The organism is Geobacillus sp. BK01, from assembly GCF_052220245.1.
GTDB lineage: Bacteria > Bacillota > Bacilli > Bacillales > Anoxybacillaceae > Geobacillus.
In genome coordinates this window covers 94,151-118,033 of the sequence record NZ_JBQPTH010000007.1, presented here as the reverse complement: position 1 = coordinate 118,033, position 23,883 = coordinate 94,151, and the positions used below count along the sequence as shown (strand labels likewise).

At 55.3% G+C, this 23,883-nt stretch carries 17 protein-coding genes; 12 read left to right on the top strand and 5 right to left on the bottom strand.

Annotated elements, in window-relative coordinates:
• Positions 1 to 258 precede the first annotated feature (258 nt).
• From ACTVDO_RS09860 to ACTVDO_RS09835, 6 genes are all read left to right on the top strand, one after another.
• Positions 259 to 2,625 (top strand): immune inhibitor A domain-containing protein, encoded by a 2,367-nt coding sequence (locus ACTVDO_RS09860; protein WP_041267912.1) that lies wholly within the window; start codon positions 259 to 261, stop codon positions 2,623 to 2,625.
• Between the two features lie 158 nt (positions 2,626 to 2,783).
• Entirely contained in the window at positions 2,784 to 3,032 is a 249-nt protein-coding gene (locus ACTVDO_RS09855) for a hypothetical protein (protein WP_020959963.1), read from the top strand.
• Between the two features lie 428 nt (positions 3,033 to 3,460).
• Positions 3,461 to 4,255, top strand: coding sequence for a uroporphyrinogen-III synthase (locus tag ACTVDO_RS09850; RefSeq protein ID WP_442901437.1), 795 nt, complete (start codon positions 3,461 to 3,463; stop codon positions 4,253 to 4,255).
• A gap of 190 nt (positions 4,256 to 4,445) precedes the next feature.
• The gene (locus ACTVDO_RS09845; protein WP_442901436.1) at positions 4,446 to 5,462 is read left to right on the top strand and encodes a 2-oxoacid:acceptor oxidoreductase family protein; all 1,017 of its coding nucleotides are present in this window, start codon (positions 4,446 to 4,448) and stop codon (positions 5,460 to 5,462) included.
• Positions 5,453 to 7,747 (top strand): thiamine pyrophosphate-dependent enzyme, encoded by a 2,295-nt coding sequence (locus tag ACTVDO_RS09840; RefSeq protein WP_442901435.1) that lies wholly within the window; start codon positions 5,453 to 5,455, stop codon positions 7,745 to 7,747. Before ACTVDO_RS09845 ends, ACTVDO_RS09840 begins: the two co-directional genes overlap by 10 nt.
• A 139-nt stretch (positions 7,748 to 7,886) precedes the next feature.
• Positions 7,887 to 8,414 carry a hemerythrin domain-containing protein gene (locus tag ACTVDO_RS09835; RefSeq protein WP_020959958.1) on the top strand — a complete coding sequence of 176 codons (528 nt, stop codon included), beginning with the start codon at positions 7,887 to 7,889 and terminating at the stop codon, positions 8,412 to 8,414.
• Here ACTVDO_RS09835 and ACTVDO_RS09830 read toward each other — a convergent pair.
• The 5 genes from ACTVDO_RS09830 to ACTVDO_RS09810 are packed head-to-tail and all read right to left on the bottom strand — an operon-like array spanning position 8,404 to position 15,047.
• Positions 8,404 to 8,574 carry a hypothetical protein gene (locus ACTVDO_RS09830; RefSeq protein WP_020959957.1) on the bottom strand — a complete coding sequence of 57 codons (171 nt, stop codon included), beginning with the start codon at positions 8,572 to 8,574 and terminating at the stop codon, positions 8,404 to 8,406. The two genes, ACTVDO_RS09835 and ACTVDO_RS09830, sit on opposite strands and share 11 nt — an antisense overlap.
• Positions 8,575 to 8,586: 12 nt before the next feature.
• Positions 8,587 to 9,291, bottom strand: coding sequence for a respiratory nitrate reductase subunit gamma (gene narI, locus ACTVDO_RS09825; RefSeq protein ID WP_442901434.1), 705 nt, complete (start codon positions 9,289 to 9,291; stop codon positions 8,587 to 8,589).
• Complete coding sequence (gene narJ, locus ACTVDO_RS09820; protein WP_020959955.1) at positions 9,267 to 9,842, bottom strand: nitrate reductase molybdenum cofactor assembly chaperone; 576 nt, start codon at positions 9,840 to 9,842, stop codon at positions 9,267 to 9,269. The genes narI and narJ overlap by 25 nt, the downstream gene beginning before the upstream one ends.
• Before the next feature lie 59 nt (positions 9,843 to 9,901).
• Positions 9,902 to 11,371 carry a nitrate reductase subunit beta gene (gene narH / locus ACTVDO_RS09815; protein ID WP_020959954.1) on the bottom strand — a complete coding sequence of 490 codons (1,470 nt, stop codon included), beginning with the start codon at positions 11,369 to 11,371 and terminating at the stop codon, positions 9,902 to 9,904.
• A complete protein-coding gene (locus ACTVDO_RS09810) occupies positions 11,361 to 15,047 on the bottom strand; it encodes a nitrate reductase subunit alpha (RefSeq protein ID WP_442901433.1) in 3,687 nt (1,228 codons plus the stop codon). The genes narH and ACTVDO_RS09810 overlap by 11 nt, the downstream gene beginning before the upstream one ends.
• 171 nt (positions 15,048 to 15,218) lie before the next feature.
• Here ACTVDO_RS09810 and ACTVDO_RS09805 point away from each other — a divergent pair, with 171 nt between their 5' ends.
• The 6 genes from ACTVDO_RS09805 to ACTVDO_RS09780 all read left to right on the top strand — a co-directional run bounded on the left by ACTVDO_RS09805 (position 15,219) and on the right by ACTVDO_RS09780 (position 23,812).
• Positions 15,219 to 15,722: a metal-dependent hydrolase gene (locus ACTVDO_RS09805; protein WP_020959952.1), complete on the top strand. Its 504-nt coding sequence runs from the start codon at positions 15,219 to 15,221 to the stop codon at positions 15,720 to 15,722.
• A gap of 90 nt (positions 15,723 to 15,812) precedes the next feature.
• Positions 15,813 to 16,565, top strand: coding sequence for an alpha/beta hydrolase (locus tag ACTVDO_RS09800; RefSeq protein WP_442901432.1), 753 nt, complete (start codon positions 15,813 to 15,815; stop codon positions 16,563 to 16,565).
• Positions 16,566 to 16,728: 163 nt separating this feature from the next.
• Positions 16,729 to 20,886: a tetratricopeptide repeat protein gene (locus ACTVDO_RS09795; protein WP_442901431.1), complete on the top strand. Its 4,158-nt coding sequence runs from the start codon at positions 16,729 to 16,731 to the stop codon at positions 20,884 to 20,886.
• Between the two features lie 81 nt (positions 20,887 to 20,967).
• Positions 20,968 to 21,240 (top strand): hypothetical protein, encoded by a 273-nt coding sequence (locus tag ACTVDO_RS09790; RefSeq protein WP_020959949.1) that lies wholly within the window; start codon positions 20,968 to 20,970, stop codon positions 21,238 to 21,240.
• Positions 21,241 to 21,274: 34 nt separating this feature from the next.
• Complete coding sequence (yidC, locus tag ACTVDO_RS09785) at positions 21,275 to 22,024, top strand: membrane protein insertase YidC (RefSeq protein WP_442901430.1); 750 nt, start codon at positions 21,275 to 21,277, stop codon at positions 22,022 to 22,024.
• Positions 22,025 to 22,339: 315 nt separating this feature from the next.
• On the top strand, positions 22,340 to 23,812 hold the full coding sequence (locus ACTVDO_RS09780) for a nicotinate phosphoribosyltransferase (protein WP_442901429.1): 1,473 nt from the start codon (positions 22,340 to 22,342) through the stop codon (positions 23,810 to 23,812).
• The last annotated feature ends 71 nt before the right edge of the window (positions 23,813 to 23,883 follow it).

Below are 23,883 nucleotides of genomic sequence, written 5' to 3'. Positions count from 1 at the left end.
CTTTCCAATCGTCAGCTGCATAACTAGAATTTCTACAAAAATTGCGAATATATTACATTGTAACCGGAACATCACTGATCTGTTAAGGTGAAATTGATAGTCTTTTTTTGCTATAAATCTCGTTTTTTCGACAAACATAGGTACAAAGAACTGTTTTTGTTCTTAGTCAAAAATTCCCTTTCATTTTTCATATTATTCTATAATATTTTAATTGTATAGATTTTCTATCAATCTTTTATTTGATATGGAGGGATGTTTTTGAAGAAACGGTCGGTCACATCACTTGTTGCTGCGCTGTCGCTTGGAATGGGTCTATGGGCGGCGCCGGCGGCCGCCCCGCAGGCTGCCAATCCGGAAGCGCCTTTGACGGCCAAGCACGGCGGGCCGGTTGATTTGGCAGTGGCGAATGAAGAGAAGCTGGCTGAGATGTTGAAAAAAAGTGGCAAGCTTCGCGCCGATGCTACCCCGGCTGAAGCGGAAGCGGCGGTGCGCGCTTATTTAAAGCAAAAAGCGGCCCACGCTTCGAAAGAAAAAGGGGAACTGTACGAATACGAGGTAAAGCGGGCCGATGCGCTGCATGAGAACCAACAGAAAAACGGCGTTCTGAACGGAAAAGGGAAAAAGCTTGGGCAAGCAAAAGACCATTCCGTTCCGTCCGTCAAGCCGGAGGCGTGGAACGGAGGCAAGCGGGTTGACCGTGTGCTCGTTTTGCTCATTGAATACCCAGATTTTCCGCATAACAGCATCCAGCCGAATGAGACGGATATGTATTATAAAGATTATACCCGTGAACATTATGAAGACATGATTTTCGGCGGCGATGACGGCTATTACGAAGGGCCGAACGGCGAAAAACTCATTTCGGTGAAAAAATATTATGAGGAGCAATCGGGCGGCAGCTATTCGATCGAGGGAAAAGTGGCCGGCTGGTACAAAGCCCAACATCCCGCTAACTATTACGGCGGCAATGTGCCGGCGCCGGATGGGAATGACGCCAACCCACGCGCGCTTGTGCGCGAGGCGCTGGCGGCGGCAGCCAAAGATCCGACTGTTGATTTGCGCGAGTTTGATCAAGAGGATCGGTACGATTTGGATGGCGACGGCAACTACCGTGAACCGGACGGTTTGATCGACCATTTAATGATTGTTCACTCGAGCGTCGGTGAAGAAGCGGGCGGCGGTTCGCTCGGCGGAGATGCCATTTGGTCGCACCGTTGGAATTTAGGATCGGTCTATCCCATTCCGAACACAACGGCCGATGTGCCGTATTGGCGCGGCCAGCTGGCAGCATATGACTATACAATCGAACCGGCTGACGGGGCGGCAGGGGTGTTCGCCCATGAATACGGCCACGATTTAGGATTGCCGGATGAATACGACACGATTTACTCCGGATTAGGCGAGCCGGTCGCTTATTGGTCCATCATGTCGAGCGGAAGCTGGGCGGGGCGCATTCCAGGCACCGAGCCGACCGGCTTCAGCGCATGGGCGAAACAGTTTTTGCAATCGACGATGCCAGGCAGCAACTGGCTGACCGGGGCGACCGTTGAATGGGATGAGCTTACAAAAGACGGTGTAGACGTATTGCTCGACGAGGCGAGCACGAAAGGGACGAACCACGACGCTGTGCGCATCAACTTGCCGGAGAAAGAAACGGTCGTCACCACTCCGCCAAGCGGTGCGTATGCGTACTTCTCGGGAAGCGGGAACAATCTGGATCATACGATGTCAACGACGCTCGATGTGACAGAGGCATCAACGGTGACGCTGACATTTGACACATGGTATGCGATTGAGAAAGATTGGGATTACGGAGCGGTTGAAGTGAAACCGCATGGCAGCAGCGAATGGACGACGGTTCAAGGAAATATCACGACGACAGGCAACCCGTACGGGCAAAACCCCGGCAACGGCATTACCGGCGCGTCAAACGGTTGGGTGAAGGCGGAATTTGACTTGTCGGCCTATGCGGGTCAAACGATTGATCTCCGTTTCCATTACATCACCGATGTGGCGGTGTCGGAAGCCGGCTGGTATATTGATAACATTCAAGTGGCGGCCGATGGGGCAACCGTGCTTGCCGACGGCGCCGAAGGGGACAGCGCCTTTGCAGTGGAAGGTTTTGAGAAGAGCGATGGCAAGCGGTATTCCGAGCATTACTATTTGCTGGAATGGCGCAACCACCGCGGCGTCGATGAAGGGCTCGCCCACATTTTGCGCGGCGACCGGCTGCTTTCGTACGATCCGGGGCTCGTCGTCTGGTATGTGGACGAAGGGTATGACAACAACTGGACGGGCGTCCATCCGGGCGAAGGGTTCCTTGGTGTTGTCGATGCCGACCAGCATACGTTGAAATGGTCGGGCAACACGACAGCATCGACCCGCTATCAAGTGCATGATGCGGCGTTCAGCCTGCAAAAAGGAGCTCCATTCCGCGTGGCGATCGATGGCTCACAGCTCATTGACCACGATACAGCGCCGACGCCGGTGTTTGACGACAGCCGGGCGTATGACAATAAAGGGGTGGAAGATGCCGGGCGGAACGTGCCCAACTACGGGTTGAAAATCCGCGTCATCGGCGAAAGCGCCGACCGCACTGCGGCGCGCGTGTTGATTTACCGCTGACAACATCATTTGGCGCACGGAACGCTTCCGTGCGCCGAATGATTTATCGACACGTTTTGTCATCCTTTCGTCGAATTTGTTGATTTTTCTTCACTCCTTTTTCCGTCTTTTCCTTTTATAATCATAAGTAGGAATAGATGAGAAGGGAGAGCGAGTGAATGAAGGAATTGTGCCAACAGCTTTCGGCGTGGATTGAGGAGAAGCAGCCGGTACGTGTGCAAACGGTGCAGGGGGAGACGGTCGTGCTGCCAGTCAAGCTGTATCAAGAAGCGCGCAAACTGTTCGTTTACAATCGGCAAATGCGGCTGATGAACATCCCGCTCGATCGGATCATTTCCGTCGAGCCGACGCGCATCACCGGTTCATTTGACCGCCGCGGAGAAGAGGCCGTGATACATACGCGTTAAAACGACAGGAAGGTGTCCTGAAACGGGTCGGGGCACCTTTTCGTATTGGCCGATAACATGCCGTTTTTTGCGACCATGTTCAGGGAAGAAACGGCTTTGGGCCGCTTGATGGCTGTTGCCGCAAGGAAAGAGCCTAGCGGCGTCCGCCTTTGTTGCTGCGTGGGGGCGGGGTGCTGGCTCTGAAAGGCGGTGAAACACGATTGATGCCGCCGAATTCATTCCCTTTGGCTGACAACGAAAAAAGCCGGGTTTGCAAGGTTTTTCAACTTAAGCGGGCTCGTTTGTCACGGCTTTTCCCTAAAACGCCGGCTTCCCAGGCTGCTTTGTCCGTCAGCGCCATCGGCTGAAAAAACACGCTTTCGTTGCGTAAGGGGCAGCGGTCTTTTAGAATGAAAGAGACGAATAACGGACAACAGGGAGGAACGAACATGCACGGCAAGCGAATCGCGCTATGCGCCTCGCGCAAGTTGGACGAGATGGCGACGCTGATCGAAAAGCAAGGGGGGACGGCCGTCATTCGCCCGGCGCAAGGAACGACGTTTCGAAAAGGGGAAGAATTGGGCGTGGAAATGCGGGCGGTGATCGCCATGCGGCCCGATTGGATTGTGTTTACGACCGGAATCGGGGTCGAGGCGCTTTGGGAAGCGGCCGGGCGGGAAGGGATCGCCGATGAATGGCGACAGGCCGTTGAACGGGCCAACATCGCCGTCCGCGGCTATAAAACGGTGACGGCGCTGAGAAAAATCGGCGTCACCCCGGCCGCATTAAGTGAAGACGGAACGACGAAAGGACTGATCCGCGCCCTTGCTGCATACGATGTTGCCGGAAAAAACGTCGTGGCCCAGCTGTACGGCGACACTGCGCCAAAGCTTCGGCAGTTTTTCCTTGCGCGCGGCGCATCGTATACGGAACTGTTGCCATACCGGCACGTCGCCCCGGATGAGGAAACGCTTGAAGCGTTGTACAACGAGGTCGTCGGGCGCCAAGTTGATGCCGTCTGTTTTACATCGGCGATGCAAGTCCGCTTTTTCTTTTCGTTTGCCCGTGAAAAAAAAGAGATCGAACCGCTGCTTGACGCGTTTCGCACCGATGTTGTCGCCTGCGCCGTCGGCCAAGTGACGCAAGAAGCGCTCGAAGAAGAAGGGGTCAGCCGCGTCATCGCGCCGGAACATGAGCGAATGGGAGCGATGATCGTGACGCTCGCCCGCTATTTTGATGCTTAAGCCCGTTAGAGGGCTTTTTTTGTTTTATATAACTTGTTGATCCTGTTATACAAAAAAACTATTTATTTTAACGTGTTATATTACTCTGTTTAATAAAAAAATTGAAACTGTTTATTTTTTGTCACAGTTTTCCAAGCCTTTTTCACTTATAATGAAAATGGGGGATGCATTTTTTTGTATTGGGAGGGGGATGACAATGCTGCCTACGACAAATGAACAAGGCTTTTTTGAGATCCGCCTTGAGTCAATCGGCGGACTCGGGGCCAACTTGGCGGGAAAGATGCTCGCCGAAGCGGGCGTGTTATGGTCGGGGCTTAATGGGTCGAACTTTTCTTCCTATGGCTCCGAGAAAAAAGGAACGCCGGTGAAAAGCTTTATCCGTTTTTGTGAGCCGCATATTGAGATTCGCGATCATAGCCCGATTATGGCTCCACATGTGATCGGCGTGTTCCATGAAGCGCTCGCCAAGATGGTGGACGTGACGAGCGGCCTCGCCGCCGACGGGACGGCGGTCGTCAACTCGACGCGCGAGTTCGCTGAGATTCGCCGCGATTTGCGCCTGCCTTATGGGACGCTGGCCGTCGTCGATGCGCTTGGCATCGCTGTCGAGGAACGGGTGAAAATCAATACGCCGATGTTAGGGGCGTTGTTGCGCGTTTGTTCCTTTATTGAACCGGAAGCGATGGAAACGGTTATTCGCCGGACGTTTTCAACGAAGGCGCCGCACTTGATTGAAGCGAACGTTCGCGCGTTTCGCCGCGGCTACGAAGAAGTGCGGTTTCATACTGCTGCCGCTTCCATGGAGGCGAAGAAGTTCGTTCGGCCGCTCCCCCGGTTCGGCTATGAAACCCAGTTAATCGGCGGGGTCATTGTCGCCGGCGGGAACAGTTTGTTGAAGAATGTAAGCGGTTCCCGGCAAGGGTTTTTGCCGCGCTGGGAGGCGGACAAATGCATTCATTGCGTCGCCTGTGACAATGTCTGTCCCGACCTTTGTTTCGTCTGGGAAGAACGGGTGGACAAAAAAGGGCGGAAGCAAATGTTTTTAGCCGGTCTTGACTACCAATATTGCAAAGCTTGTTTAAAATGCGTCGAAGCGTGTCCGACGGCCGCCTTAACAGCCGAGCGGGAGACGCCGGGGTTTGCCGAAGCGCATTCGCTGAAACATTCGTTTTCGTTTAGGAAAGGGGGAGCGGAAGCATGGCAATGATTGAAAAAGAGGTCGAGCGGACGAATCGCGCTGTGCAGGAGACGACGTTTGCTTCTGGCAATGAAATGGCGGCGTTGGCGGCGAGCCAAATTAACTATCACATTATGGGGTACTTCCCGATTACCCCATCTACGGAAATCGCCCAACTGCTCGATCAAATGAAGGTGCGGGGGGAACACGATACAAAACTCATTCCCGCTGACGGCGAGCACGGTTCGGCGGGGATTTGTTACGGCGCATCGCTGATGGGGGCGCGCGTACTGAACGCGACGAGCGCCAACGGGCTCATGTATATGCTTGAACAGCTGCCGGTGCAATCAGGCACCCGCTTCCCGATGGTGCTCAATCTCGTCACCCGTTCGGTCAGCGGCCCGCTTGACATTCACGGCGACCATTCTGATTTGTATTTTACACTCAACACCGGCTGGGTCGTGCTGTTGGCCCGGACGCCGCAAGCAGTCTACGATATGAACGTCATGGCGCTCAAAATCGCCGAACACGAAGACGTCCGCCTTCCGGTCATCATCGCCTATGACGGGTTTTTTACGTCGCACCAAAAACGGAAAGTTCATTACTTCCGCGACCGCGAAACGGTGCAGGCGTTGATCGGCCCGCGCAAAGAAGGGTTTCCGACCGCGGCCGATCCGAAACGGCCGGTGACGATCGGCGCGCATATGGGCGGCGATGACTTGATCAACAACCATTATCAGCAATCGGTCGCTTTATACCGGGCCGGCGACGTGTTCCGGCAGGTGGCGGCCGAATACGAAAAATGGTCAGGGCGCCGCTATGAGCCGCTTGATTTGTATCGGATGGACGATGCCGACGTGGCGCTGTTTTTGTTGAACTCGGCGGCTGAGACGGCGAAAGATGTCGCCGACCGCTTGCGGAAACAAGGAGTGAAAGCGGGCGTCGTCAGCCCGAACATCATTCGTCCGTTCCCGGCTGATGAAATCCGGCAGGCACTGAAACACGTGAAAGTGCTCTTAATTGGCGAACGGGCCGATTCGTACGGGGCTTACGGGGCGAACATGACGCATGAAGTGAAAGCGGCGCTGCAGGAAGACCGCGACAATGAGACGATCGTGGTAAGCCGCGTCTACGGCCTTGGAGGCAAAGATTTTTACACCGAAGATGCGGAAGCGTTGTTCCGCATGGCCATCGAGGTGATGGAAAACGGCCGGGCCGAAAAGCCGTTTGACTATTTCGGCCATGTGCCCGGACAGCCTGAACAGCAGCCGAAGCGTCTGCTTGAGCCGCTCCACGGCGATGCGTTCCGCACCGGGCTGATCCATGTGGCAATGGATGAAAAAACGAAACGGTTGAATGTGAAAATTCCGCCGCTTAGGGCGCTGACCGCCAAGCCGAAGCGGCTCGCCCCGGGGCATGGGGCATGTCCGGGATGCGGCATTTTCCCAGGGCTTGAACTCTTTTTCAAAGGAATTGAAGGCGATATCGTCGTCTTGTTCCAAACCGGGTGTGCGTATGTCGTCTCCGCCGCTTATCCGTACAGCGCGCACAAACAGACGATGGTGCACAACTTGTTCCAAAACGGGGCGGCGACGCTGTCGGGGATGGTTGAAGCCTTCTTTGAACTGAAACGGCGCGGGGAACTGAACGTATCGGACGATGTAACGTTTGTGATGGTGACGGGCGACGGCGGAATGGACATCGGCATGGGGTCGGCCATCGGGGCGGCGCTGCGCAACCATAAGCTTATCATCATTGAATATGACAATGAAGGCTATATGAACACCGGGGCGCAAATGTCGTATTCCACCCCGATGGGGCACATGACCACCACAACCGGGGTCGGGAACACGCAGCGCGGGAAATCGTTCCACCATAAAGATACGCCGCAAATTATGGCGGCGACGAATATCCCTTATGTTTTCACCGGTACGGAGGCGTTTCCGCAAGACTTGGTGAAAAAGGCGGCGAAAGCGCAATGGTACGCCCAACATGAAGGGACAGTGTACGGCAAGCTGCTCATCACTTGCCCGTTGAACTGGAAATCGGAGGAGCGATACGGGGAAAAAATTTTGGAGGCCGCTGTGAATTCGTGTTTCTTCCCGCTGTATGAAGTGGAACGGGGGAAAACGACGATCACGTACGACCCGGAAGCGAAAGGGCGCCGCGTCCCGTTAAGTGAATGGTTGAAGTACATGGGGAAAACGAAACATTTGTTGCAGAAAGAAAACGAGGGTCTGCTACACGAGTTAGAACAAGAGGTCGAGCGGAGATGGAGCATTTTAAAAGCGAAACATGAGCATCCATATTTATAAGAAGCAGCGGTTCGCTGTTTTTGTTGCACGCTTGTTGCGTGCCCTTTTTTTGCCGAGGTGTGTGATATCGCTCACAACGGCGAAGGCGTCACCCGCGGTATAATGGAGGCAACGAACCGAGCAAAAGGAGGAGTCGATGATGCATTCGTTTTGCCATATGGGAGGACCTGAAGGAGTAAAACTATGCGCCGGGTTGGCGCAACTAAAGCAGGAGCATGGCCCGTTGCGCGCCCAAATGGAGCAGCTGCTCGCCACAGCGGAAGCGATCGGCCAAGGGGCAGACCGTAACTGGCGTGAGCCGCTCGCTGAGCTGCGGAAAAAAACAGCGTCATTTGTTGCGGTGTTGGATCCGCACTCTGAGCGGGAAGAGGGCGTCTTATTCCCGATGATGGCCGAATACATCGGGCGGACGAGCGGGCCGATCGCGGTGATGGAATACGAACACGAGCAGGCGAAAGCGCGTCTTTCGATGTTTTTGGAGAAAACCACCCATTTGCCGGAAACGGTGGACAGCGAACAGGCGTTAACGCTCGCCGGCGCGGTCATTGAGGCGCATCATATTTTGGATGAGCATTTTATGAAGGAAGAAAATGTGCTGTTTCCGATGGCGGAGCGGCTGTTATCGGCTGAGGAGAAAGAGGAGTTGTTGGCACGCATTAACGAGTGACGATGGAACGAAAAACGGGATGCTCCATATAAGGAAGCATCCCGTTTTCTTCATGGCGCGCCGATTGATCAGTTTGGCGCCGGACCGTGATGGAGAGGAACGGGATGCGGATGAACGGCATCCCGTTTTCTGTGATGACGGTCTCGGGTGTGGGTTTCATGCTGTTTCCCGCTTACTGGGCGCGGTCAAGCGAATCAACGGATTTTGGCACCCGCTTCCGGTAGACGACGTAGCTGCGCTGCAAGTAGCGGAGCGGGAAACTGAATACGTGAACGAGACGGGTGAACGGCCAGACGGCGAACAAGCCGAACGCGGACAGAATATGGATTTTGAACCAAAGCGGCACCGTTTCCATGTAGGCTGAATCCGGACGGAACGTGAGAAGGCCGCGGAACCATGGACCGATCGTCGTCCGGTAGTCAAAGCCGTGTGAGTTGACGTTCAGCAGCGTCGATGATAACCCGCTCGCGATCACGGCGAGCAAAAATCCGAGCGCGACCCAGTCGCCGGTGCTGCTTGTCACCCGCACGCGCTTGACCGTCAGGCGGCGGCGGAATAAGATGACCAACCCAACAAACGCGGCCAAGCCAGCCGGAATGCCGCCCGCCAAGGCGATGACGTGGTATGTCTCCTCCGTCACGCCAAGCGCTTCATAAAACGGCTCAGGAATGAGAATGCCCATCACATGGCCGACAAACACGAACAAAATGCCCCAGTGAAAGAGCAAGCTGCCAAGGCGCAGCTGTTTTTTCTCCAACAGCTCGCTCGATTTGGACGTCCAACCAAACTGGTCGCGCTGGTAGCGCCAAATATGGCCGGCGACAAATAGGACAAGCGCCAAATACGGAACAATCACCCAGAGAAATTGGCTAACCATGCCGTTGCACTTCCTTTCGGAATCGGCGTCACGCCGAGTTGAGTTAATGTGTGATTCAACACTTGAAACAGCTGGGCATATGGGCTGCCCGCCGCGGCCAGCCGGTCGCCGATTTCACGGATGTGGCTGGCATAGTCGGCAAGCAAGGCGATGGCATGCTCCTGATCCGCATACGCCATCCATTCGAGCATCAGCGGCAAGTAGTCGGGCAGTTCGTGATCGGGGATGGCGAATCCTGCCGCTTCGTAGCGCGCTTTTAAGGCGACGAGTTCAACCCCGCGCTCCCGCTGCTCGCCGTTCGTCATATACGTCAAGTACAAATTCGTTTTTTTGCCGAAATCAAACGTGTCCACATACCGCTCCATCCGCTTTCGGGCCGGGATGGCGGCGATTTGTTCAGCAAACGACAAAAGCGGCGTACGAACGGCCTCATCGTCAAGCGAGCGGATGGCGTCTAAGCAGTCTGAGAGCGATTCGGCCCACTGTTCGTCCGGATAAGACAACAAATACGACACACACAAAAAGATCGTTTGTTGTTGTTCGCTGTTCATCATAAATCCTCCATTTTTATTGTTCAAGGGGAAAGGGGGCGGGGCCCCGCCTTCTCCCTCTACAGCGTGCCGCAAGCGCCCGGGCCGCCGGCGAATGCCAGTCCGCAGCTGCCTTGTTCCGCATACAAGTCGGCCACTTCTTCGCGGTGCGACGCCGGGATAACAAAGCGGTCTTCGTATTTGGCGATCGCAAGCAGGCGGTACATTTCTTCGATATCTTCGCGGCTTAAGCCGAGCGATTCGATGAGGCGAATGTCCGGTTGTTTGTTTGTTTGTATCGCCCGCATGTACGAACGCATCGCCGCCATTTTTTTCAATGTCGTGCGGATATGCGCCGTATCGCCCGCCGTCAACAAGTTCGCCAAATATTCGATCGGAATGCGCATGTTGTCAATCGCCGGGAAAATGTCATCGGCGCTGGCGTTGCTTCCTTTTCCTTCGATCGTATTCATGATCGGGCTAAGCGGCGGAATGTACCACACCATCGGCAGCGTCCGGTATTCCGGATGGAGCGGCAAGGCGATTTTCCAGTCGACGATCATTTTGTAAATCGGCGAACGCTGCGCGGCGGCGATCCATTCGTCCGGAATGCCGGCTTCTTTCGCGGCGGCGATGACGGCCGGATCGTTCGGATCAAGGAAAATATCAAGTTGGGCGTGGTACAGCTGTTTCTCATCTGCGACGCTCGCCGCTTCTTTCACTTTATCTGCGTCATACAACATCACGCCGATGTAGCGGATGCGGCCGACGCACGTTTCCGAACAAATCGTCGGCAAACCGGCTTCGATGCGCGGGAAGCAGAGGGTGCATTTTTCCGCTTTGTTCGTCTGCCAGTTGAAATACACTTTTTTGTACGGGCAGCTTGTCACGCAATACCGCCATGCGCGGCAGGCGTTTTGGTCGACGAGGACGATGCCGTCCTCGTCGCGTTTGTACATGGCGCCTGACGGGCAGCTTGATACGCATGACGGATTGAGGCAATGTTCGCAAATGCGCGGCAAGTACATCATAAAGACGTCCTCAAATTCCGCCTGAATCGACTCCTCCATTTTGACGACGTTCGGGTCGCGCAGCCCTGTGACGTGGGCGCCGGCCAAGTCGTCTTCCCAGTTCGGCCCCCATGACAGTTCCATCCATTCGCCGGTGATGCTGGATTTCGGCCGGGCAACCGGCTGGTATTGTTTTTGCGGGCTGTTCGTCAATGTTTCATAGTCGTAGTTCCACGGCTCGTAATAATCGTCGATCGTCGGCTGGTACGGGTTGTAGAACAAGTTGACGAGCCGCGTCGCCTTCGGGCCGGACTTGAGCCGCAATTCGCCGTTTTTCAACTCCCAACCGCCTCTATATTTCTCTTGGTCTTCCCATTGTTTCGGGTAGCCGATTCCCGGTTTCGTTTCGACGTTGTTAAAGTACATGTATTCAGCACCAGGGCGGTTCGTCCATGTGTTTTTGCATGTGACGCTGCATGTGTGGCAGCCGATGCATTTGTCCAAATTCATCACCATGCCGACTTGCGCTTTAATCTTCAAGCCAATCAACCTCCTCGAGTTTGCGGATGACGACGTACAAGTCGCGTTGGTTGCCCGTCGGTCCGTAATAGTTAAATCCGTAGCTTAATTGTGCATACCCGCCGATCATGTGCGTCGGTTTCACATGAATGCGCGTCGGGCTGTTATGCGTGCCGCCGCGGTTGTTCGTCAGCTTCGTGCCCGGCACGTTAATATGGCGGTCTTGCGCGTGATGCATGAACGCCATGCCGCGCGGCAGCCGGTGGGAGACGACAGCGCGGGCGACGACGACGCCGTTTTCGTTGAAACATTCGATCCAGTCGTTGTCGCTGATGCCGGCTTCCGCCGCGTCATCTTTGTTCATCCAGACGGTCGGCCCGCCGCGGAAAAGCGTCAACATCGGCAAGGAATCGAAATACATGCTGTGGACCGACCATTTGTTATGCGGCGTCAAATAGTTCAGGACGACTTCTTTGCCGTTTTCTTCAGGGTGTTTGTTTGAAAACGGACGGTGCGGCAACACCGGTTTGAACGTCGCCATCGCTTCGCCGAACTCGTGCATCAGTTCGTGGTCGATGTAATACGACTGCCGGCCGGTTAACGTCCGCCACGGAATGAGCCGTTCGACATTCGTTGTAAACGGCGAGTAGCGCCGCCCGCCTTTTTCCGAGCCGCTGAACGCCGGCGAGGTGATGACCGTTTTCGGCTGGGCGGTGATTTGTTCGAATGTAAAGCATTCTTCTTCGCGCTCTTTCGCTAAATCGGCGAGTTCTAGATCCGTCTTTTTCTCGAGCGCTTCCCACGCTTTGACGGCCATTTTCCCGTTGGTGGTCGACGACAGCGTCAAAATCGCTTCCGCCGCTTTTTTCGCCTCGCTAATGTCCGGGCAGCCATCGGCGATCGAAGCGCGCCGGACGGTGCCGAGCCGGCGTTTCAATTGTTCGTACTCGTCTTTCGCCGACCAAGAAATCCCTTTTGTGCCGATCGGTTGGCGGGCGACGTTCGGACCTAAGGCGGTCATCTGGTCGTAAATCAGCGTATAGTCGCGCTCGATGACGTGAATGTTCGGCATCGTTTTGCCCGGGATCGGTTCGGTTTCTCCCTTGCTCCAGTCTTTCACTTCACCGAACGGCTGCGCGAGCTCTTGCGCCGTATCGTGCAGCAGCGGGGTGGCGACGACTTCTTTCATCGGCTTTAAGCCGGCTTGTTTCGCCACATCGGATACCGCTTTGGCGAGCGATTTGAAAATATCCCAGTCCGAGCGCGCTTCCCAAAGCGGAGGCACGGCCGGGTTGAACGGATGGACGAACGGGTGCATGTCGGTGCTGCTTAAGTCGTGTTTTTCATACCAAGTCGCCGCCGGCAAGACAACGTCCGAGTAAAGCGCCGTTCCGGCCATGCGGAAGTCTAGGTTGACGAGCAAGTCAAGCTTGCCTTCCGGCGCTTCGTCGCGCCAACGGATTTCTTCCGGGCGCAGGCTGTCGCGGTCGTCGTTTAACAAGCCGTTCGTTGTGCCGAGCAAATGTTTTAAGAAATATTCGTGCCCTTTGCCGGAGCTTGAAATTAAGTTGGCGCGCCAGACGATCAAGTTGCGCGGGAAGTTGGCCTCATCGTCCGGATCTTCAATGGCAAACTGCAGCTTTTGCTCTTTCAGCTGTTTCGCGACATAGGCGCCGATTTCTTCCGGCGTGCGGGCTCCATGGCGCACTGCTTCTTCATACAATTCAATGCCGTTTTTGTTAAACGTTGGGTACGACGGCAGCCAGCCGAGCCGCGCAGCCAAGACGTTGTAATCGCCCGGATGCGAGTAGCGCGATTTGTTGGCCAATGGCGAGACGAGCCCATCGACGGGCTGCTGTTCATAACGCCACTGGTCGGTCGCAAAGTAGAAGAACGATGTGCCGTTTTGCAGTTTCGCCGGCCCGACCCAGTCGCGGGCGGTGGCGATCGTTTGCCATCCTTCCGCCGGCCGCAGCTTCTCCTGCCCGACGTAATGCGCCCAGCCGCCGCCGTTCACCCCTTGGGCGCCGACGAACAACACTAAGTTCAACACAGCGCGGTAAATCGTATCGGAGTTGTACCAATGGTTGATTCCCGCGCCGACGATAATCATCGACCGGCCGTTTGTATCAATGGCGTTGTCAGCGAATTCGCGGGCGATTTTGACGACAAGTTCGCGCTTGACGCCGGTGATGGCCTCTTGCCACGCCGGAGTGAACGGAACGTTGTCATCGTACGAGCGGGCGACCGTGCCGCCGATGCCGCGGTCGATGCCGTAGTTGGCCAAAATTAAATCATAGACAGTTGTGACATAGACGTCGCCCGTTTCGGTTTGCACTTTTTTGACTGGAACGGCGCGCTCGATCGTTTTGCCGCCCTCATCAGTGAAATACGGGAGCTGGATGGACATGACCTCATCTTCGCACCCTAAAAACGACAGGCGCGGCTCAAGCGGCTGTCCCGTTTCCTCATCGACAAGGCGCAAGTTCCATTTTCCTTTGTCTTCCCAGCGCGTGCCGATCGTTCCGTTCGGCACGGCAAACGAATCGGTGTTCTCATCGTAGACGACCGGTTTCCATTCAGCGTTTCCGGTTGGTTTGCCAAGATCTTTCGCCAAGAGGAAGCGGCTGGCCGTCCATGCGCCGCCGTCTTGTTTTAAGGTGACGACGAACGGAAAATCGGTGTACGTTTTCGCATATTGTTCAAAATATGGAATGGTTCGTTTGACATAATATTCGTTTAAAATGACGTGCCCCATCGCCATTGCCAAGGCGCCGTCCGTTCCTTGCTTCACCGACAGCCAGTCGTCGGCGAATTTCGTCGACTCGGCGTAGTCCGGGCTGACGGATACAACTTTTGTGCCGCGGTAGCGCACCTCAGCCAAAAAGTGGGCGTCCGGCGTCCGGGTGAGCGGGACGTTCGAGCCCCAGGTGATGATATAGCCGGCGTTGTACCAGTCGCTCGACTCCGGCACATCGGTTTGATCGCCCCAAATTTGCGGCGAGGCCGGCGGCAAGTCGGCATACCAGTCGTAAAAGCTTAACATCGGTCCGCCCATCAGCTGCATAAACCGCGACCCGGCGGCATGGCTGACCATCGACATCGCCGGAATCGGCGAGAAGCCGACGTTGCGGTCCGGTCCATATTTCACAACCGTGTACAACAAGGAAGCGGCAACCAGTGTCAACGCTTCATCCCAGCTGATGCGGACAAACCCGCCTTTTCCGCGCGCCTGTTTGTAGCGTTTTGCTTTTTCGCGGTCTTCGACGATGCTTTTCCACGCTTCAAGCGGGTTGTTCGGATGAGCTGCGAGCGCCTCGCGCCACATGTCGATCAACACGCCGCGCACGTACGGATATTTGACGCGCAGCGGGCTGTACATATACCACGAGAAGCTCGCGCCGCGCGGGCAGCCGCGCGGTTCAAAGTCCGGCATATCCGGCCCGGTCGACGGGTAGTCGAGCTGCTGCCCTTCCCATGTGACGATGCCGTTTTTAACATAAATGTTCCAGCTGCATGACCCGGTGCAGTTGACGCCATGGGTCGAGCGGACGACTTTGTCGTGCTGCCAGCGGCGGCGGTATGCGTCTTCCCAGGCGCGGTCGCCGTAAGTTGTCTCACTGTGGCCGTCGGCTTGGCGCTCAACCGGCCGAATATATTTGAAACGGTTGGTGAGCGGGGATCGTTTTCGTTTCATTTCGTTCACTCCTTATTTGCGTTTTGTACTTTTAACTATAGCCATGATGTCAATAACGCGATGTTAACTTTGTCACACTTCGCGGCATTGTCACAAATTCGTCAAAGAAACGAACAAATATTCTTTCGTGTGGTATAATGGGGAAAACGAGGGAGGTTTGAGGGGATTTTTGTGCGATATTCAAGTCATGTCATTGCTTCGTTATGTCTCGGCGCGGCAGCGGCAGCGCATACGGCGCTGCCGTTTACCGCTGCTTATACGGCGGGGCTTGCCATCGGCAGCTTGCTTCCGGATATTGATGAGCCGTCTTCCTATGTCGGACGCCGTTCGTTTGGCATTTCAGGCAAAGTGAAAGAAGCGTTCGGCCATCGCGGCATGACCCATTCGCTCATCGTCTGGGGGGGGCTCGCCGCGCTCGTCTGGCGCGACTCGGCGTCGCCGTTTGCCGCGGGGCTTGTGCTCGGCTACTTGTTTCATATTGTGGAAGACTTTTTTTCCGTCCAAGGAGTGCCGCTGTTTTGGCCGTTTTCATCGAAGCGGTGGAAAGTGCCGCTCTATCGGACAGGAAAAGGGATGGAAAAAGCGCTTGTGTACATGGCATTAGCCGGATTCGTATACTTTGGCGTCAACGGCTTGTTCCGGGAATGGTGGCGGTCGCTGCTGTTCGGTTGGTAAGTTCGGTTATAGTGGGGAAAAAGAGGAAATAGAAGGGACGGCGGCGAATACGTATAACGAAGGGACAAAAGAGACGGGGGAGAGAGGAAGATGCGCGAACAATATCCGGTGCTTCCCGGCGCCGAGCCGTTTTATGCCGAACATGGGCCGGTCGGGGTGTTGCTCGTACACGGATTCACGGGCACGCCCCACAGCATGCGTCCGCTCGCTCAGGCGTATGCGAAGGCGGGGTATACGGTTTGCCTGCCGCGCTTGAAAGGGCATGGAACGCATTACAAAGAGATGGAGCAGACGACGTTCCATGATTGGATTGATTCGGTTGAGGAAGGATATGAATGGCTGAAAGAACGGTGCGGGACGATTTTTGTCACCGGGCTGTCGATGGGCGGGACGCTGACGCTTTACATGGCGGAACGGTATTCGTCCATCCGCGGCATCGTGCTCATTAACGCGGCGATTGACATTCCGGCCATCCGCACCGGGATGGCGGCCGAAGGCGAAGTGCCGCGATATTTGGACTCAATCGGCTCCGATTTGAAAGATCCGGAGGCAAAAGAGTTGTCGTACGAGGAAACGCCGACCGCTTCGCTCGTGCAGTTGGATGGGCTGATGGAGCTGGTGAAAAGCGAGCTGGAACGCGTGGCATGCCCGGCGTTGATTTTCGTCTCGGACGAGGACCATGTCGTGCCCCCTGAGAACGCCGATATCATTTTTCGCGGCATTCAATCGTCAGACAAAGAGATCGTTCGGCTCGAAAACAGCTATCATGTCGCGACGCTTGATTACGATCAACTGTTCATAATCGAGCGGTCGCTCCAATTTTTCGCCAAGCACTCGGGATAACCGGGTCGATTTTGCGCCCATCCTGGCCAAAACGGGATGGGTCATTTCTTTTTCATTGGTCGTTATGTTTCTCAAAAAAATGGATGGCTGTTTCCGAAAGATTGTTCTAAACTTTAGTAGGTAGCAAGAAGCTTAGACAGATGAAACGAAGGAGTTTCGTTATATGAAAATAGAAACGATCGCATCGCTTGTGAAAGAAAAACGAATCATCGACGCCCTCGCTGAGGTGCGGCCATATCTTGAAACGACCGGGCCGTTTCATTGGCGGTCGCTGCTCGGGGCATGGGACAATGTGGAACCGTTTCAGGCGCTCATCCGCTTGTTCGATTATGCGCTCATGTACCGCCATAGCGGACTTGTCGCCCGGTATGCCCATCGCAAGTTCAACACGCTGCAGACGCTCGCTTGGATGTGTGACGAGTGGCTCGATCAACGCCGGCCGCTTGATGTCGAGGACGCGCTCATGCCGCGGCTTTCGGCCGCGCTCGAAGACAAGAAGGACGAGTCCGATGAATCGATCGCCCGAGCGGCGTTTGCGTTGGTGCGCGCTTTGCTCGATATGCAGCGGATCGACGAGGCGCGCAAATGGATGGAGGTGGTCGCCCGTTATGAAGTTGTACCAATGAACGATAAATGGGGCTATTTTTATATGGAAACGGGCGACCGGAAACAGGCGGAACACGTTCTCCGCGCCGGACTGAACGATCCGGAGCGCGGCGATATGTGCTATTTGCTTCTCGCTGATTTGTACGCGCTTGACGGCCGCCACGACGAAGCGCTGGCGGCGTTGGAAGAAGGAAAGCGGCGGTTTCCGCAAGTGTTGGCGTTTGACGCTGAGCGCGTGCGCCGCCTGCGCGATGTGCGCGCTTACCGGGAGGCGCTTATGGCGATGGAGGAGTTGGACCGGGTGAACCCGTTTCATATGCACCGCCGCTATTTTGCTCATATGCGCGCCGAGTTGTACTACCGGCTTGGCGAATGGGAGAAGCTTCAATCGCTTGTGAGAGAAGAGCCGCCATTGGAAAAAACGCCGTATGCCCGCGCCCTTAGGCGGCGAGACGAGCGGGCGGTCGCGCTGCCGCTTGTGCCGGTCGTGCAAAAGCATAACTATTGCGTGCCGGCGAGTTTGGAAATGATGCTTCGCTTGCTCGGCGCTCCGCGGACGCAAGATGAGGTGGCCGAGCATATTTTTGATGTGCGCGGCTCAAAGTTGTCAACGACCGTTCATTATTTGGAACAACTCGGGTTTGTTTGCCGCTTTTTCACCGGCTCGCCGCCGCGTTGGAAGCGGCTTATTGACGAAGGCGTGCCCGTGCTGCTCAGCGTCGATTACGAGCAGTCGTCCCATGTGCAAGTGCTGTTCGGCTACGACGAACGAATGCAGTCGTTTTACGTTCAAGATCCGAACTTCTTTGACCCGTTTGTCGTCCCAGAAGAGGAGCTCGAAACGTGGTATGCCGGAACACATTATTTGTCGATTGTTGCGCTTCCCCGGGAAAAAGCGGCGCTTGCCGCCGCGCTCCCGGAAGAGGAAGACCGCTATTTCCGCGGGTTGCACGCGTTGGCGGAAAAAATGGATGAGGATGAACAGGCGCATTTTGATGCATTCGTCGCCTTTTTGCGCAAGCATGAGCACATCCCGTACACATGGCTGTATGTGATGAAGCATTTTGGCAGCGATGAGGCGAAGCCGCTTGTATTGGAGTGTACGAATCGTGTTCTAACGGAATACCCCGGGCATAACGATTTGCTGCTGATGGCGGCGAAAGCCTACATGCATGCCCAAGAAATAGAGCGGGCGGAAGAGGTGCTCGAGCGGGTGAAAGGAAAGGCGCAAAGTTCGTTGTACCACTATTTGCGCGGCCGCATCGCCTTTTTTGCCAGCCGTTACGAAGAGGCGGCCCGCTATTTCCGGACTTCGCTCCAGCTTGATCCCGACCAGCCGGAAGTGTGGAGCTATTTTGGACTCGCGCTGGCGTATGCCGGTCAGATCGAAAAGGGGCTGCTCGGGTCGCGCACGGCAGTCCGTTTGTACCCAGGTGATGTGTTTATCGAAACGAATCACGGTGTGCTGTTGTTTCATGCGAAGCGATTTGTGGAAGCGCGCGACTGGTTTGACCGCCTCGTGCGCCGCGAGCGGCGTGATGCGTATCTTTGGTATGAGCGGGCCCGCTGCGACCGGGAGCTCGGCCGCCGGCGCAAGGCAGAGCGCGGCTTTCAGGCGGCGAAAGCGCTCGACCCGCGCGAACCGCACCCGTACTTGGCGCTTGCCGACTTATATGCCGACCTTGGCGAACGCCAAAAGGCGAAGGCCATGCTTGAAGAAGCGCTTTCCGCCGCGGAACGATTGACCCCGCTATACGTCCGCCTTGGCGATCTTTATTTAGAGGAAGGCGAGACGGAACAAGCGGTTTCGTGCTACCGGGAGGCGATCCGCCATGATGGTGAGGACGTGTTCGCGCATCTCGGTTTGGCGGCCGCCCTTGCAGAACGCGGGGATATGGATGAGGCGCGCCGATATGTGATCGAGCAGCGCACCCGGTTTGCCGCCAACAGCGAATATTGGCTGAACGCGGGAAGATGGCTGATCGCTCACGGGTTCGCCGATGAGAAAACAGAACGGGAAACCGCATTGTCATGGTTGGAGGAGGGGCTGCGCCTCGCCGAGTTTGACGCCGAGGAAGCGTACGAATTTTATATCGAGCAGTTAACAACACCCGCCCTTGTGAAGCGCGGCCAGGCGTTTTTGGCACAACTTGTCTCGGCTCGCCCAAAACTCGCTTCAGCCCATTCCGCTCTCGGCGTCCTTTATGAGCGGCAAGGACGGCCGTCGAAAGCCATGGCTTTGTACCGCGAAGCTGCCGCCATGGGCCATGCGTCTTCTCTCTTTCGGCTGGCGGAACTGTGCGCCTCGCTCGGCCGATACGAAGAGGCGAAACGCCATTATGAAACGTGCCTGGCGGCCGACCCGTCGCTTGCTCTCTGCCATTTTCGTTTGGCTGCGCTCAATGAGGCAGAGGGAAATGAAGAACGGCAGCGCGCGCATTTGCTTCAGGCGGTTCGCCTTGCCCCGTTGCGCGCAAATATTGAACAGCTGGCAGCGATCATCGACCCCCAGGCGCTGCTTCAGGCGTTGGCTGACGCCCGTCCGCACGCGGGGGATGCGTGGTACTATGACAGCATCGGATACGTGTATGGAGCGCTCGGGCGCCGCGATCAAGAAAAGGCGGCGGTCGAGAAGGCGCTTGCCCTTGCGCCGGATCATCATGAAGTGCTCCGCCATTTGGCGATGGTGCTCATGAGGGAAGGGCGCCAAAAAGAGGCGGTCAAACTGCTCGAACAGTTGATGGTGCGCCATCCTGACGATGAATCGTTGTATTCGGCGTACGTCGCTCTGTTTCCGAAAACGATGCGCGGCTTAGGGAAGCTTCGCCATCGGTTGGAGCGGCTAAAGACAAGCCGTGAGGTGAAAAGCGTTATGTATCGGAACGCGGCCGCCGCCCTCCTTCCGTATTTGGAAGAGGAACAGAACGAAAACGACGAGCCGGTGCGGTGGTGGACAAAAGCGAAGAGATGGATCGGGACGGTTACCTTGTTTTCTATCGTGACCGACTTGTACGAAGACGCGATCCGCCTCAATCGACGCCATGTGGAAGTGTACGGGCAGCTCGCTCGCTTTTATGCGGCGATCGAGCTGGAGGATGATGCCATCAACACGTGGCGCAAAGCGCTCGCCCGCGTGTGGGATTCTTCATTGGCGCGTGAATTCGTCGAACACTTGTTGAAGGACGACGATGAGAAGAAGCGCCAAGAAGCCAAGCGGTGGCTTGACCGGCTGGCAGCTGATGACCCGGACGATGTCGAACTGCGCGTGTTGCAGGCGGTCGTTTGGCTTCAAGAAGGGCAACACGAAAAAGCTGAGCGGGAGCTGCAGGCGATCGTGGCGGAAGAACCGCTCGCCCGTGAGGCGCTCATATTGCTTGGCGAGCATTATATGGAAACAGACCGCGATCAAGAAGCAGCGGCGCTTTGGGAGCGCTGCGCTGATTGGTACCCTGAGGACGAAGAATTTCACATGCACCTGGCGGCTGCTTATGAAGCAGTGAGCCGCATCGATCAGGCGCTCGCGGCAATTGAACGATGCGTTCACGCGGCTAAAGATGCTCGACTTCGCTATGAACGAGCCCGCTATCTCGCGCTGCTTGGCCGCCTTGACGAGGCGGGGCAAGAGCTTCGGGCGGCGCTGGCGGCCGATGAAAGCGGGGAGCTGGCCGTCTTGGCGGCCGACGAGCCGGCGTTTCAACGCTTAGAGCGGATATGAACCAATTGTTGCTTTTCTTTTCGTTGAAAGTTTGCTATCGTAGGAAAGGGAACAATCGAAAGGCGAAAGAGAGGTGGACGCATGGAAGCGCCTATTGATTTGCTTGCCTATATGTCGCTTGTCGGTGCGCTGTGGATCATCATGAAAGGATATATGGGCGTGCACCGGGCGACGAAATCATTGTTTTATGAGCCAACGTTAGCCTCGGTTCGTGAGCGGGAGGCGGCAGGAGGCGTCAAACGAGCGGCTCTTCCATCGCGCCCCTTGTTTTTGCCGCAGCGGCGGAAAATTCCGGTCCGGGAACGGGCAAACCGGACGGATGAGGATGGAAGGCCTTCGTCTTCATCAACGTAACGCACTTTTGCTAGATGATGAAGGAGGGCTTTTCATGAAAAAATGGTTGTTTGTTCTGCTTGGTGCAGCGCTGCTTCTTTCCGGCTGCAACCGCAATGAACCGATTGACGAACATAGCCAAGGGATTTGGAACCATTATTTTGTTTATCCGATGTCGAAGCTCCTTTTGGCGCTTGGACACTGGTTCGGCGACAACTACGGCATTGCCATTATTGTGTTGACGCTGATCGTCCGGTTTTGCTTGCTGCCGCTCATTTTGAAGCAGTTTCGCGCATCGTTCGCCATGCAAAAACTGCGCCCGGAACTGTTGAAGCTGCAAGAAAAGTATAAAAGCAAAGACCCGGAAACGCAGCGCAAGCTCCAGCAGGAAATGATGCAGCTGTATCAAAAGCACGGCGTCAACCCGGCGAGCGGCTGCCTGCCGGTGCTCATTCAAATGCCGATTTTTATGGCGCTTTATTACGCGATTTCGCGGACGCAGGAAATTAAAACGCATTCGTTCTTATGGGTCGAGCTCGGCCATCGCGATCCGTATTTCATTTTGCCCGTTTTGGCGGCGCTGACGACGTTCATTTCACTTCGCCTCTCGCCGTCAATGACCGAAGAACAACTGCCGCAACTAGCGATGATGTCGTACATCATGCCGGTCATGATTTTTATCGGCGCCAGCTCCGTCCCATCGGCGCTGTCGCTTTACTGGGTTGTCGGCGGCTGCTTCTCGATCATCCAGTCGCTCATTTTGCGCAGCCAGCTGAAGGCGGCGAAAGCGGCGGAAAACAACTAACACCATGATAAATGTCCCCTGTCTGCTTTCCAAACAAGAGAGCAGGCAGGGGATGCTTTTTGTTTCAGGCTATGGCTATACAATGATGATGGCAACTATTCGTAAAGACCATTCGTCAGAAAGGAAGCGCTTTTCCACTGAGCGATGGAAGGCGAGTTTTGCATCATCGAATCGCTTTCTTATGCCATCTTCTGCTTGCTTTTCGCCATACGTTAGGCGCAGAAATAGTGGAATAATGGGGAAAACGTGATAGAATAGACGGTGAACATTGTTTTACTCGGCGGCGCATGCATTCGTGTGTTGGAGGTTGCAAACATGAGCGAAAAATATGCGGATGATAGTTTAATGCTCCATACGGACTTATATCAAATCAATATGGTCGAGACGTACTGGGAAGACGGCCTTCACGAGCGCCGGGCCGTCTTCGAAGTATTTTTCCGCAAGCTGCCGTTTGGCAACGGCTATGCGGTATTTGCCGGGCTTGAGCGGGTCATTCAGTTTTTGCAGCGGTTCCGTTTTTCCGACAGCGACATCGACTATTTACGCAAAGAACTTGGCTACCGCGATGATTTTTTGGACTATTTGCGGACGCTTCGCTTTACGGGTACGGTCCGTTCGATGCGCGAAGGGGAAATCGTGTTTGCGAACGAGCCGATCATGCGCATCGAGGCGCCGCTTGCCGAAGCGCAGCTGATCGAAACAGCCATTTTAAATATCATCAATTTCCAGACGCTCATCGCCACGAAAGCGTCGCGCATTAAACATATCTTGGGAACGGAGCCGGCCCTAGAGTTTGGCAGCCGGCGGGCGCAAGAGATGGATGCCGCGCTCTGGGGCGCGCGCGCGGCTTATATCGGCGGGATTGAGGCGACATCGAACGTGCGGGCCGGGAAGCTGTTTGGCATTCCGGTCGCCGGCACGCACGCCCATTCGATGATTCAGGCGTATCAAGACGAATACGTAGCGTTTCATAAATATGCACGCCGCCATAAAGACTGCGTATTTTTAGTTGATACGTATGATACGTTGAAGTCGGGGGTGCCTAACGCCATCCGTGTCGCCAAAGAACTTGGCGACCAAATCAACTTTATCGGCATCCGCATCGACAGCGGCGATTTGGCCTATTTGTCAAAAGAAGCGCGGAAAATGCTTGATGAAGCGGGATTCCCAAACGCGAAAATTTTCGCCTCTAACGATTTGGACGAAGATACAATTTTAAATTTGAAATCGCAAGGGGCGAAAATTGATGTCTGGGGAATCGGCACAAAGCTCATTACCGCGTACGATCAGCCGGCGCTCGGCGCCGTGTACAAAATGGTGGCGATTGAAAATGAAAACGGCGAGATGGTCGACACGATCAAAATCAGCGGCAACCCGGAAAAAGTGACAACGCCGGGATTAAAGCGGGTGTATCGCATCGTCAACAAAATCAACCATAAAGCGGAAGGGGATTATATCGCGTTGGAAAGTGAAAACCCACAGCAAGAAGAGCGGCTGAAAATGTTTCATCCGGTGTACACGTTCATCAGCAAATTCGTCACCAATTTTGAGGCGCGCGATTTGCATGTGACGGTGTTTGACAACGGCCGGCTCGTATACACGTCGCCGCCGCTTCAGGACATTCAGGCGTATGCAAAGGAAAGTTTGCGTCTCTTTTGGGAGGAGTATAAACGGACGCTCAACCCGGAGCAATATCCCGTCGATTTGAGCCAAGCGTGCTGGGATAATAAAATGGAAAACATCCGCAAAGTGAAAGAAGCGATCGCGCATATGTCCGCGAACGACTGAGCGCCGCATCCGGAGCATAGACAGGCTTAGAAAGCGAAGCGGCCGGGCACAATGCAGAAAAGGCCGCCGTG